10 protein-coding genes and 1 pseudogene are annotated in these 12,238 nt (G+C 75.7%); 8 read left to right on the forward strand and 3 right to left on the reverse strand.

The features are described 5' to 3' along the window. Positions 1-385: 385 nt before the first annotated feature. Positions 386-826 carry a hypothetical protein gene (locus AY578_RS16785; RefSeq protein ID WP_161108894.1) on the reverse strand — a complete coding sequence of 147 codons (441 nt, stop codon included), beginning with the start codon at positions 824-826 and terminating at the stop codon, positions 386-388. Between the two features lie 131 nt (positions 827-957). On the opposite strand from AY578_RS16785, the gene AY578_RS16790 reads away from it, so the two are divergent. The 5 genes and pseudogenes from AY578_RS16790 to AY578_RS16810 all read left to right on the forward strand — a co-directional run bounded on the left by AY578_RS16790 (position 958) and on the right by AY578_RS16810 (position 7,767). Then, a complete protein-coding gene (locus AY578_RS16790; protein WP_028959584.1) occupies positions 958-2,169 on the forward strand; it encodes a PP2C family protein-serine/threonine phosphatase in 1,212 nt (403 codons plus the stop codon). 64 nt (positions 2,170-2,233) lie between these two features. Then, a pseudogene (locus AY578_RS16795) lies at positions 2,234-3,372 on the forward strand (hypothetical protein). A gap of 9 nt (positions 3,373-3,381) precedes the next feature. Then, positions 3,382-3,744, forward strand: coding sequence for a hypothetical protein (locus AY578_RS16800; RefSeq protein WP_202415862.1), 363 nt, complete (start codon positions 3,382-3,384; stop codon positions 3,742-3,744). A 4-nt stretch (positions 3,745-3,748) separates the two neighbouring features. Continuing rightward, a complete protein-coding gene (locus AY578_RS16805; protein WP_337590516.1) occupies positions 3,749-6,397 on the forward strand; it encodes a vWA domain-containing protein in 2,649 nt (882 codons plus the stop codon). Then, on the forward strand, positions 6,397-7,767 hold the full coding sequence (locus AY578_RS16810) for an extracellular solute-binding protein (RefSeq protein WP_019525886.1): 1,371 nt from the start codon (positions 6,397-6,399) through the stop codon (positions 7,765-7,767). Before AY578_RS16805 ends, AY578_RS16810 begins: the two co-directional genes overlap by 1 nt. A gap of 21 nt (positions 7,768-7,788) precedes the next feature. Here AY578_RS16810 and AY578_RS16815 read toward each other — a convergent pair whose 3' ends face one another. Then, a complete protein-coding gene (locus tag AY578_RS16815; RefSeq protein WP_019525885.1) occupies positions 7,789-7,959 on the reverse strand; it encodes a hypothetical protein in 171 nt (56 codons plus the stop codon). A 97-nt stretch (positions 7,960-8,056) separates the two neighbouring features. On the opposite strand from AY578_RS16815, the gene AY578_RS16820 reads away from it, so the two are divergent. The 3 genes from AY578_RS16820 to AY578_RS16830 all read left to right on the forward strand — a co-directional run bounded on the left by AY578_RS16820 (position 8,057) and on the right by AY578_RS16830 (position 10,821). Further along, positions 8,057-9,400 carry a helix-turn-helix domain-containing protein gene (locus AY578_RS16820; protein ID WP_019525884.1) on the forward strand — a complete coding sequence of 448 codons (1,344 nt, stop codon included), beginning with the start codon at positions 8,057-8,059 and terminating at the stop codon, positions 9,398-9,400. Between the two features lie 349 nt (positions 9,401-9,749). Then, positions 9,750-10,496, forward strand: a complete 747-nt coding sequence (locus AY578_RS16825; protein ID WP_019525883.1) for a GAF and ANTAR domain-containing protein — start codon at positions 9,750-9,752, stop codon at positions 10,494-10,496. A gap of 49 nt (positions 10,497-10,545) precedes the next feature. Further along, positions 10,546-10,821 carry a hypothetical protein gene (locus AY578_RS16830; protein ID WP_019525882.1) on the forward strand — a complete coding sequence of 92 codons (276 nt, stop codon included), beginning with the start codon at positions 10,546-10,548 and terminating at the stop codon, positions 10,819-10,821. Positions 10,822-11,253: 432 nt separating this feature from the next. Here the strand turns inward: AY578_RS16830 and AY578_RS16835 are convergent, their stop codons facing one another. Next, positions 11,254-12,054 carry a hypothetical protein gene (locus AY578_RS16835; protein WP_019525881.1) on the reverse strand — a complete coding sequence of 267 codons (801 nt, stop codon included), beginning with the start codon at positions 12,052-12,054 and terminating at the stop codon, positions 11,254-11,256. Positions 12,055-12,238 lie beyond the last annotated feature (184 nt).

Genomic DNA, 12,238 nt, shown 5'->3' on the forward strand with positions numbered 1-12,238 from the left:
GCGGGGTGCAGGGGAGGTGTGCCCCGTAGGGGCGCGGGGAACTGCGCGACCGGCCTCGGACGGGCCGTGCCCGGCGTGTGAGAGGGCGGGGCGCCCGGTGAGCCGCGGGGTGCAGGGGGGTGTGCCCCGAAGGGGCGCGGGGAACTGCGCGACCGGCCCCCGACAGGCCGCACCCGGCGTACGACAGGGCGAGGCACCCCGTGAGCCGCGGGGTGCAGGCGAGGCGCGCTGCAGAGGTGCCGTCGGCGCGCCCCGAACGGGGGGCGCGGGGAACTGCGCGACCGGCCCCCGACGGGCCGCACCCGGCGTCCCGCGCGCCGAACCCCGGGGGCGGGTCACCCCGCCCGCCCCCGTCCACGCACCCCGTGCCAAGAAGGAAACCGCCTCACTCCAGGCGGTGCCCCTCCGCGTCCTCCTTCGTGTAGAAGCGGTAGAACATGATCGCGAACGTGCCCGCCATCACCCCCACCCCCAGCGCCGCGCAGCGATAGACGCTGGTGCCGGACTGGCTGAGAAGGAAGCCGGCCGCGATACCGGCGAAGGCGGCCCAGGACAGGGCGTGGAGTTCGCGGCGGAGTTTCGGGCCGACCGTGAGCAGCGTGATGAGGACGACGGCGAAGACGAGCGCGGTGAGGAAGCCGAACAGCAGGTTCCAGCCGGTGACGGGGCCGCCGTAGCGGCGGTTCGCCGCGGCCCAGTAGCCGTAGACCAGCCCCGCGAGGACCGGCAGGACGAACCGGGCCATGCGATGGGTGCGGGCGTCGAAGACGTCGGTGGTGCGGCCCTGTTCGATCATGCCCCGGTTCCGGGGCGCCGCATGCGCCATGGGAGCACTCCTTCCTCCGTCCCCCGTTCATCCAGGGCACACCTGCCGCGCCCGGGCGGCAACTCGATCGCCTGGAGGAAGCCCCGGTGGGAGGGGATGCGGCCGCCTCGGCCGCGTGTTTCGCTGGGGCCGTGAGTCCGGCCACGACAGGACACGCCCCCCTCGAGCCGTACCCCGCGGCCGGCCCGGGCGACGTCATGGAGCGGCAGAAACTGCTGCGCGTAGGGGGCCGCAGCGTGGCCTGGGTGCCGCCGCTGCTGCTGCTCGTGGCGATCGCGGTGGCCGACTACAACACCACAGGCGAGTTCCGGATCATCTCCTGGATCGTGCTGGTGCCGGGCATCGCGGCCGCGCTGTGCGGGGTGTGGGGCACGGCGGTGTTCGCGGTGCTGTCGATGGCCGCGTACACGGTCGTCGACAGCGCCTGGCCGCACCAGTTCCAGGCGGGCCTGCCCGACTTCATCCTGGTCGCCCTCGGCGGCGTCCTCGCCACGCTGGCGTGCGTGGTGCGGGTGCGCGGCGAGCGGCGGGCGCTGCACATGCGGGACGTGACCGACACGGTGCGGCGCACGGTGCTGCGCCCGCTGCCGCCGGGCTGGGGCGGCCTGGAGCACGCGGGCGTGTATCTCACGGCCGACGCCCAGGCGCGGGTCGGCGGCGACTTCTACGACATCCAGCCGGGACCGCACGGCACCCGCGTCTTCGTCGGGGACGTGCAGGGCAAGGGTCTTGGCGCGGTGGAGACGGCGGCGGTGCTGCTCGGCACGTTCCGCGAGGCGGGTTTCCACGAGGCGGACCTGGCGGTGGTCGCCGACCGGCTGGAGGCGCGGATGGTGCGCCACCGTGAGTACACGACCGCGCTCGGCCGCGCGGACGGCGGCCGGTTCGCCACGGCGGTGCTGCTCTCGTTCCCCGCGGACGAGGACGACGCCGTCGACACCGTCGTCTTCGGTCACGAACCCCCGCTGGCGGTGAGCGCGTCGGGGGTGCGGCGGCTGCCGGTGGCCGGGGGGCTGCCGCTCGGCTACCGCGACCTGACGCCCAACGCGCCTCCGGTGCGGCGGGTGCGTCTGGACCTGGACGAGACGCTGCTGGTGGTGACGGACGGGGTGACGGAGGCCCGGGACCGGGAGGGCCACTTCTTCCAGGTCGCGGAAGAGGTGCGGCGGGCGGTGGCCGCCGACCCGGGGCTGATGGCCCCCGACAGGCTGGTGCTGGTCGTCCGGGACGGGACGCTGCGGCACTGCCGGGGGCATCTGGCGGACGACACCACGGTGTTCGCGGTGCGGCGCGGCAGGGGCACGGGGGCCGAACGCCGCGAAGGGGGACGTTCACCGCTGTGACGCCCCCGTTTGCGACCGCAGCGGTTACGGTGCTGCCGTAGGTGATCGACAGGGGGAGGGGACCATGCCCGGGACCGTGCTGCTGCTGGCGGCGTCGCCGCTGGGCCGTGGACGGCTGGTGGACGCCGCGTCCGTGCTCCCCGTGCTCGCGGCGGTGCCCCCGTCGGTGCTGTCCGGGGCGGACACCGCGAACGTCGTGGAGCTGGCCGACCCGCTGGAGCCGCAGGCGGTGCTGACCCGGCTGCGCGCGGCGGCCGCGGCGCCCGGCCCGCTCACCGTGTACGTGGCGGGGGAGCTGCGCCTGGACCGCAGGCAGCGGCTGCCGCATCTGGCGCTGGCCCGCACCACCCCGGCGACCGTGCGGTACACGGCATTGCCCTGGCACTGGTTCCGGGACGAGCTGCGGCTGCGCCCGGCCGGCACGACGACGCTGTTCCTCGATCTGCGCGCCGACGCGGACACCTGGCGGGCGCTGTGCGAGCCGCCCGCGCCGGGCCGGCCGTTCCCGCTGGACTGCGGCCGTGACGCCGCCGTCTACGGTCGCGTCGCCCCGCCGCCGTCGCGGCGCGCGGTGGCGGCGCCCGCGTACATGAAGGCGCTGGCGACGCTGCTGCGCAGCGGGCGGCGGCTGCCGGACGAGGAGCTGCACCAGCGGACGCTGGAGCGGATCGCGCCGGAGGGCGCGGGCGCCGACCTGGTGCTGGCGCAGCGCGGACCGCTGCCGGGCGACCCGCACGCGGCGGTCACGGCGGCCGTGCGGGCGGGCGGCACGCGGAGGCGGACGCGCTGGCCGCACGCCTCGAGCAGGCGGCGGGGATGGCGCACGGACCGGTGTCGGAGGAGGCGCTGCACTGGACCGAGGTCCGCGCGGACCTGGCGATGCTGGCGGGCGACGCGGCGCGCAGCTGCGGTGCGTGGATGGCGCTGGCGGGCACCCGGCTGGCCGCCGGGCAGCCGTCCGACGCGCCCGCCGTGGAGGCGGCCGTCGACCGCGCCCACCACCAGTGGGGCCGGGTGGACGACCCGGTGCGGGTGCGTGAACTGGGCTTGCGCCTGGTGGAGTTGAGGAGCCGGGTGCCGGGGCGCCGGGAGGGGGCCGTGGAGCATGTGCGGCGCCGGCTGCGTGAGGTGCAGGGGCGCGGGGCGGTGCCCGCAGGGCACCTGCGCACGGACCCTCCCCAGGGGGCGACCGCGGTGCCATGATGGGGAGTTATGGCTGAGGGGGACCAAGTGGCCGACCGGGACATCTGCATACGGCTGGACGGGAGTGCGACAGAGGGCGACGTCACCGCCCTGCGCAACTGGCTGGAGCGGGAGAAGCCGCTGGACGACCTGTTGCGGGACGGGAGGCTGCGGCTCTTCGAGCGGCCCGCCGCCGACCGCGGCGGCGCGCCGATGGGGACGAGTCAGGAGATCGTCATCGCCGTCACGTCGGCGGGCGCGACCGTGGTCTTCCAGGAGCTGCTGGAGCAGGTCAGGAACGGGTTGCGGGCCTGGCGGGAGAACCGCCGCCAGGTCGAGGACGGCGAACCGCCGCAGGGCAGAGTCGAACCGGTGAACCGCGACGACGGGTAGGCCGGTGCAGCCTGAGGACGCGGGGGACCCGATGGACCGGGCGCTGCTGATCGGTGTGTCCGACTACCGCTGGACGGACCCACCGCACGGGGTGCCGGGCAAGCTGGAGGCCGTCCGGAACAACGTGCCCGTGCTGCGCCGGGCGCTGGTGCGTGCGGGGGTGTTCGCCGACGGGGACATCGTTCCGCTGTGTTCGCCCGACTTCGCCGAGGCGGCGCGGGAGCTGCAACGGGTCGCCAGGGAGGCCCGCGGGCTGCTGCTGGTCTACTTCGCGGGGCACGGGGCGATCCCCAGCGGGGGCGACGAGCTGTATCTGCAGCTGCGCGACGCCCAGGTGTTCGCCGGCGAGCACACGGTGTTCAACGCCGCCGTGTCGTTCAGCGACCTGATGGGGACGGTGCTGGCCACGAGCCGCGCGGAGCGCATCGTGGTGGTCCTCGACTGCTGCTTCGCGGGCAACGCGGCGCGGGTGTGGGAGCACTTCGAGGACAAGCGGCGCGTCGTGCTGCTGATGAGCGTGCAGGCCAACCACCGTATCGACGCGGGCGATCCGGCCACCCCCACGCCGTACACGGAGAACCTGGCCCGGCTGCTGGGCGAGGAGGGCGGCACGACCGTCTCCCGGCTCGCCGCCCTGCTGCGCCGGCGCATGGCCGAGCAGAAGCGCCGCACCCTGCGCAACGAACCCTGGGAGCCGCAGCTGCGCGCCGACGCGGGCGCCGAGATGACGCTGGGGAGGAAGGGCCCGCAGGTTCCGCTGCTGTCACCGGACAACCCGGACCCCGCGCCCGCCGCGCCGGACCCCTCCCCGCGTCCCCGCCGCCGGCTGCCCGCGTGGACGGCGGCGTTGTGGCGGCGCCCGCGCGCCCTGGCGGCGAAGTGGTCCCGTGCCCGGCGGCGTGAGCACGCCCGGCGGGGCGCGGACGGGGGGAAGGGGCCGTCCCGGCGCGTCCTGTTCCGGCTCGCCGTGCCCATGCTGGTCGCCCTCGGCATGCTCGGCGTGGGTCTGTACGGGCCGCTGGGCCTGGCCGGCGGGGACGACACCCACTGCGCACCGCCGCTCGAACTGCGCGTGCTGACCGACCCGGACCTGGAGGACACCTTCCGCCTGGCCGCCGACGCCTATCTCACCTCCGGCGCCGACACCACCGAGGCAGGCTGCCGGCGCACCGGCATCACCGTCTACAGCGCCGGGTCCTCCGACGTGGTCGAGGCGCTGCGCCGGCACACGGACGCCTGGCAGGAGCCCGAGGGCGCCGAGGTCAACCCCCAGCGCGACATCGGGCCGCAGCCCGACGTGTGGATCCCCGCCTCCCGCGCCGAGGCCGACCGGGTGCTGGAGGAGCAGGACACGGACGCCGTCGCGGAACTGGAGCCGGAGGAGTCGCCCCTCGCCCACTCCCCCGTCGTGCTCGCCGTGCCCGACCGCCTCGCCCCCGAGCCGCTGGACGACATCACCGGACGGCCCCTGACCGAGATGATCGAGGCTCTGACCGCGCGCGCCGAGAACGCGGCCGTGCGCCGCCCCGACCCCGAGTTCACCGACTCCGGACTGCTCGCCACCGTCGGCCTGTACGGTGACACGCTCTCGGTGGCCCGGGGGGAGAGCCTGGTCCGGCAGCCGGGACCGCCCTCCCCCACGGCCGGCGACCTGCTGTGCGCGCTGCCCGAGGACGACGCCGTGGACGACCGCACCGCCGCGCTCGTACCGGAGTTCCTCCTCGTCAGCGGGGTCGACTGCAAGGACAACACCCGTACCTCGCGCACGGCCCTGTACCCCGCCGACGTGCCCGGCATGGACCCGGTGCTCGTGCGGGTGCGCTGGGACGACGCCGACGGCGAGGACGGCGAGGACGGCGACACGGCCCGGGACGCGGCGGTGGCCTCCTTCCGCGACTGGCTGGCCGGTACGGAAGGCCGCGAGGTGTTCGCACGACAGGGCTTCCGCCACCCCGGCACCGGGGAGCCGCTCGACAAGGACCAGGAGGTCGAGGGCGTGTCGTACGCGCCGAGCCCGCTCGACGAGTCGGCCGGGCGGGACGAGATGGAGCAGGCCCTGAGTGCCTACCAGGCGTACGGCGGTCCCGGCCGGGTGCTGTTCCTGCTGGACAGCTCCGGTTCGATGGCCGGCCTGTGGCAGGGGCCGAGCGGCGGCCCCGGGCTGCTGCGGCAGACGCTGGGCGGTCTGGGCCCCGACGACGAGTACGGCGTCTGGGCGGTCGCCGACACCGGCGACGGCCCGTACGAGACGCTGCTGGGGTTCGGCAGGCACGGGCGGAAGGACGCCGAGGAGGCCGTCGACGAGCGGGCCAGGGTGCGCGACGCCTCGGCCGACCCGCACGCGGCGCTGCTCGCGGCGTTCGACGAGATGGAGGACCGGAGGGACGACGGCCGGCCCCGGATGATCGTGCACATCACCGACGGCCGGCACGGCGAGAACCTGGAGGGCGGACGGCTGGTGGAGGTGCTGGACCGGGCCGAGGCGAGCGGGGTGCCGGTGACCGTGGCCGTGCTGGGAAGCGGAGGCTGTGACGAGGGCCGCCCGGACCGGCGGATCGCCGAGGTGAGCGGCGGACGCTGCCTGGACGCGGGGGACGACGTGGGCGCCTCCCTGCACGACGAGATCGCCCGCATCGGAACGGGGGACGACTGATGCCGCGACGGCTCACCGCGCTGCTCGCACCGCTGTTGCTGCTCGCCGCCTGCACGGGCGGCGGGGACACGACGCCCGACCGGGCCGGCGAGGAGAAGCCCGGCACCATCGTCGTGGCCAGCGGCCGGGACGTCACCGGCAGCAACGGCGTGCGGCAGCGGCTCATCGACGCGTGGAACCGGGAGCAGAGGAAGAAGGCCGAGGGGTCGGACCCCTACCAGGCGCGGCTGGTGGAGCTGCCGGGCAGCGCCGACGAGCAGCGCAGCCAGCTGCTGGGCGCCCTGCAGTCCGGCAGCGCCCGGTACGACGTGGTGAACCTGGACGTGACCTGGGTGCCGGAGTTCGCGGAGGCCGGTCTGGTGCGGGCGCTGCCGGACGACCTCGTGGACGCGGACGTGATCGATCCGGTCGCGGAGACCGCCCGGTGGGACGGGAAGGTCTACGCGGTGCCGTTCAACAGCGACGTCGGCCTGTTGTACTACCGGGCCGACCTGCTGCGGAAGGCGGGTGTCGAGGAGCCGTACGTCCCGGAGGGCTTCACCTGGGAGCAGCTGCGCGGGCACATCACCACGCTGGACAAGAAGCTCGGCGCCGACGACTTCGCCAACGGCTGGACCACCCAGCTCGACCCGTACGAGGGCCGCACGGTCAACGCGATGGAGGCGTTCGCCACGGCGGTGCCCGGCCTGAGGCTGGTGGACGAGGACGGCCGCTACACGGGGGACGTGGAGCAGCTGCGGCGGGGCGTGCGGGAACTCGTACGCCGCGTCGACCCGGCGTACATCTCCCCCGATGCGAAGAAGCACGACGAGACGGAGTCGACCAGCGAGTTCACCGCGGGGCGCACGGCCTTCCTGCGCGCCTGGCCCTCCGCCTACCCGACGCTGTACCAGGCCTTCGGGAAGCGGCTGGGGGTGGCGCCGCTGCCCGGGCGGGCGGTGCTCGGCGGGCAGAACCTGGCGGTGACCACGACGTCGGAGCGGGCGCGGAAGGCGACCGAGCTGATCCGTTTCCTCACCGGGCGGCAGAGCGAACGCTGCCTGCTGGAGGCCGGGTTCGCGGCGAGTCGTGACTCGGCCTACGGCCGTTCGCTGCGGTGCCCCGCGGAGATCTCCGCCGCGCCCGTGCCGTCCCCGACGGGGGAGCCCGACGAGGTGCCGCGCGGGGACGGGGGACGTCCCGGGCTCTCCGACGAGAAGCTCAAGAAGGCGCTGGAGCGGGCCGTGCACCGCCCGAGGACACCGCTCTACGGCGCCTTCACGCAGACGATGATCACGCAGCTCGGACCGCTCGTCGAGACGGGCTCGGCCGACGAGGACGAGCTGGCGCGGCGCCTGGACGAGGCGCTGCGCAGAGCCCTGCCGGGGTGAGGTTCCGCCACGGGTGCCGCCCTACCGCTCCGCGGCCTCCACCCCCGCCGGTGCGGTGGTCCGGGAGCCGGCGTCCTGGCCGGCGGCCTTGGCCGGGCCCGCGTTCGCCGCCAGGACCAGCGCCGCGACCGCGGCGAGAGCCGCGATGAAGCCACGGGCATAACGCTCGGTGGGGCGGGTGCGTTGCAGCACGGCGACCTCGCAACAGCGACGGGTTAAGCGGGTTTAACTCGCGGTTTAACCTAGAGGCTGTCCGACGCGAACGGCAAGGGGCACTGGGGGAGTTGGCATGGGGGAGCGGGACGAGCCGGGCACGATCGGGCGGCGGGTGCAGCAGCTGCGCGTGGGCCGCGGCCTGACACAGAAACAGCTGGCAGAGCCGGTGTACACCCCCGCCTACATCTCCACCCTGGAGGCCGGCCGGGTGCGCCCCTCCGACGAGGCGCTGCGGCATCTCGCCGAGCGGCTCGGAGTCGAGTTCGACGAACTGGCGACCGGGCGTTCGGCGCGCCGGGTGACCGAACTGCGGCTGCGGCTGACCGAGGCGCAGCGCGCCCTCGCCGTCGGGGAGGCGGAGCCGGCGGTGGAGCAGTACACGGCGCTGCTGGCCGAGGCGGAGGCGCAGGGACTGCCCCAGGAGCAGGCCGCCGCGCTGCTCGGGCTCGGGGAGTGCGCCCTGGACACCGGCGAACTCGCCGACGGACAGCGGTACTTCGAGAAGGCGGAGGCGCGGCTCGCGGACGCGCCGCTGCCCGCGCGGGTGCCGGCGCTGCGCGGCCGGGCCGTGGCGCACTATCTCGCGGGGGAGCTGCGGTACGCGGTGTACCTGCTGGAGAGCACGATCGACGAGCTGAACCGGGGCGGCCTGCACGACCCGGACGCGCTGCTCCTGCTGTACGCCAGCGTCATCGGGCCGTACATGGACATGGGCGCGCACGCACGGGCCGCGCAGGCCGCGGAGTTCGCGCTGGCGCTGGCCCCGCAGTCGGGCGACCCGGCGCTGGTGGCGCGCATGCACCGATCGGTGGCCCGCACCCTGCTCGCCGAGGGCCGCCTCGCGGAGGCGGACGCGTCGCTGGCCAAGGCGGCCGAGCTGTACCGGGGGCTGCAACTGCGCACCGAGCTGGCCAACTGCCACTGGATGCGCGGGTACGTGTACGCGCAGAACGGCGAACTGGAGCGGGCCGAGGCGGAGATGCGGGAGGCGCTGCACATGCTGTCCGCGGCCCGGGCGACCCTGTACACCAGCCAGCTCACCGTCGAACTGGCCGACGTGCTGCACCGGCGCGGGCGGTCCGAGGAGGCGGCGGAGCTGCTGCGGGACGTGCTGGGCGGGCTCTCGCCCGAGCGGGGCGCGGTGCACGCGGCGGCCGCGCACCGGCTGCTCGGCATCATCGCGGAGGACGCCCGCGACACAGAGCAGGCGGAGGAGCACTATGTGCGCGCGCTCAGCCTGCTGGAACGCGCGGGAGCGGCGGGCGACCTGGCCGACCTGTGCCGCCTCCTCGGCGACCTCCTCCGCCGCACGGGCCGCGTGGAGGCGGCCCTGGACGCCTACCGCACAGGCCTGGGCCACCGCACGGCCCCGGGCACGACGACCCTGGGGCCCGCGCCGGCGCAGCCGCCCGTGTGAAGGGAGGGGGTAGGGGACGGGAGCCGCCCTCCCCGCCGACGGGCCACGCGGCCTCCACGGGGGTGCCGGCGAGTGGCGGCGTGCCGGGCATGGGGCTCCGGGGCCGACTCCGGCCGCGACCCCTGCTGTCGCGCCGATGCCCCCCGGCGACGTCCCGGGCCGGCGCCCCGCCCGTACCCGCGGCGCCCCCGGCCCCCCACCTCTGCCGTCGCGCCGATGCCCCCCCGGCGACGTCCCGGGCCGGCGCCCCGCCCGTGCCCGCGGCGCCCCCGGAGGCCGGCCCGGCCCCCGCTCGGTTTCACGTCCCCCGCCTCGGGTAGTCGGTCCGCGTTTCTGCTGGTGAGGGGATGTGGTCGGTGTGCTGCCCGGGGACGGCCCGGGGGGTGGGCGGGACGGCGGGGAGTACGAGCACGCGGTCGGGGCCATCGCGGCGGGGCTGCGCGGGGCCGGGCCGGCCGAGGCGCCGGGGCGGCTGTGCGCGGTGGCCGTGGACCTGCTGCCCGTGGACGGCGCCTCCGTGTCGCTGCGCGGCGACAGCATGCCCCTCCAGCTCGCCGCGTCCGGCGGCGGCGCCGCGCGGCTGGCGCAGCTCCAGGCCACCCTCGGCGACGGCCCCTGCCACCACGTGCTGCGCACCGGTGCGCCCGTTCTCGCCCGCGACCTGGTGGAGGGCGCCTGCGGCGACCGCTGGCCCGTGTTCACGCAGCAGGCGCTGGGCTCCGGCGTGCGCGCCGTGTACGCGCTGCCCCTCGGCTCCAAAGCCGTCTGCGTCGGCACCCTCGACCTCTACAGCGCCTCCCCCGGGAGCCTCACCGCGCACCAGCTGCACGTGGCCCTGCTGGTGGCCGGCGTGATGACCGTCGCGCTGACCGATCTGCCGTACGACACGCGGGACGCCGGCGAGGGCTGGCTCGGCGGGCTGGCCGCCGACCACGACCGGGTGCACCAGGCGGTCGGCATGATCATGGCCCAGCTCGGCGTGGGCGCCGACGAGGCCCTGGCGCGGCTGCGCGGGGACGCCTTCGCGCACGACCGCACCGTGCTGGAGGCGGCCGTCGACGTGGTCGCCCGCCGGCGCCGCTTCGACACGCCCTGATCAACCGGCCCGGTGACCAACTGCCGTGGACGTCCTAGGCTTTGCGCTCATGGACATAGCCATCCTCTTCTGCACCTGCGTCGTCGTCCTCGGCGTGGCCTCGATCCAGACCCAGCTGACCCGCTCCGACCGCCGCGTCGCCCGGGTGGAGCGCAAACTCGACACGGTCATGCGGCACCTGGGCCTGGAGGAGGAGGTGCCGAGGAAGGACGAGATCCTCGCCCTGGTCCGGGACGGCAAGCAGGTCCAGGCGGTCAAGCTCTACCGCGAGTCCACGGGCGCGGGCCTGCTGGAGGCCAAGCAGGCGGTCGACGCGATGAGCTGAACCCCGCGGTTCCGCGGCCTTCTTGTATTCCGGATGCGCCGGATCACCTGCCGCCCGCCTTCCGCGCCGTGCGCCGGCCGGGGCGGGTGTCGCGGGGGTGTGGAGGAGGTCCCCACTGCCCCGCGCCCAAGGGGTGCGGGACGAGTCGTCGCCGCCTGGTGCGCCGTGCGTCGGCCGGGGCGCGGGTGCCGCGGGTGGGCGAAGGACGGGCCCACAGATCCAGGGAGCGCCTGACGAGCGATCGCCACCTGCGTGCCGTGCCCTTGCCGGGGTGTGCCGTTGGTGAGCAGGGCTGGGTTTTTCCGGCTCCGCGGGTTTTGGCGGCGTTGGTCGAGCAGCCCGGCCGCCCTCCGTGCCACAGGCTGGCCGGACCGCGTGCCGTGGGCGGACGGGGGAGGCGCCCACGGGCCCCGGTCGCGCCGCCGGCGCTCCTCACACCCGCAGCCGCCCCTGCCGCGCCACCTCCGCCAGGCGGTCCGCGCCGAGCTGGGACATCGCCTGGGTGACCTCCGCCCGTACCTCGCCGAACCCGCCGTTGGTGAGGACGATCGCTTCCTCGCCGACGCGGGCCGCCGCGAGGTCCACGGTGAGCCGGGCCGGGGCGGTGCCGCGTTCGCCGCCGGTCAGCGTGACCCGCAGCGCGGTGCGGGCGTCCCCGGCGGTCTCCGGCAGCGGCAGCTCCGTCACCTCGACCTCCTGCGTGCCGGACCGCGCGGTCTTCGCGCGGAAGGTCCCGCACTTCTCCGGCAGCGTGGCCAGCCAGGCCAGTGCGCGCTCCACGTCGTCCGGCCGGTGGGAGCCGATCTGTTCGCGCAGCTGGCTGCCCTCGGCGGTGTCGTCGAGGGTGACCGAGGCGCGCGGCCCCGACGGGGCGCCGAACGGCTCCTCCGTGTAGAGGATCTCCAGCAGCCGCCTGCAGTCGCCGTCGTCCGTGGTGGCCTTCAGCGTGCCGTCCCGCCACAGCGCGGGCCCTTCCGCGGCGGCCCACGGCCGGCCCAGGTCCGTCTCGGTGATCAGCGCGGCTTTCAGCTGCTCGTCGTTCAGCACGGGTGAGGACCGCCCGGTCACCGCGGAGGGCGACGCCGACGGGGAGGGCGAGGCCGCGGCGGGCGGCTCGGACACCCCCTGGGGCAGAGCGCGCGGCACCTCCCGTTCGTGGGCCGCGCAGGCCGCCGTGATCACCAGGACCGAGACCGACAGGGCGGAGGCGAGGAGGGTGCGGGCACGGGTCATCGGGCTGCCTCCTGGGGGCCGGGTCGTGCTCCTACGGCACCACCGGCCCAGGCCCCCCACCAGCGCGACGGGCCGTCCGGGTGAGCTCCCGTACGCCCAGCGCGGGCCCCGCGAAAACCGGGTGCGCCCGCCGCCCGCCCGTTGCTACCGTCCGCCGCATGCAGCGCGCCCATGTGTCCCGCAC

This window comes from Streptomyces thermocarboxydus (assembly GCF_024760485.1).
GTDB lineage: Bacteria > Actinomycetota > Actinomycetes > Streptomycetales > Streptomycetaceae > Streptomyces > Streptomyces cellulosae.

Excerpts from the sequence above, each read along its gene's own strand:
- AY578_RS16810 (WP_019525886.1), top strand. The coding sequence starts at position 6,397 with ATGCCGCGACGGCTCACCGCGCTGCTCGCACCGCTGTTGCTGCTCGCC.
- AY578_RS16830 (WP_019525882.1), top strand. The coding sequence starts at position 10,546 with ATGGACATAGCCATCCTCTTCTGCACCTGCGTCGTCGTCCTCGGCGTG.
- AY578_RS16800 (WP_202415862.1), top strand. The coding sequence starts at position 3,382 with ATGGCTGAGGGGGACCAAGTGGCCGACCGGGACATCTGCATACGGCTG.
- AY578_RS16820 (WP_019525884.1), top strand. The coding sequence starts at position 8,057 with ATGGGGGAGCGGGACGAGCCGGGCACGATCGGGCGGCGGGTGCAGCAG.
- AY578_RS16835 (WP_019525881.1), bottom strand. The coding sequence starts at position 12,054 with ATGACCCGTGCCCGCACCCTCCTCGCCTCCGCCCTGTCGGTCTCGGTC.
- AY578_RS16785 (WP_161108894.1), bottom strand. The coding sequence starts at position 826 with ATGGCGCATGCGGCGCCCCGGAACCGGGGCATGATCGAACAGGGCCGC.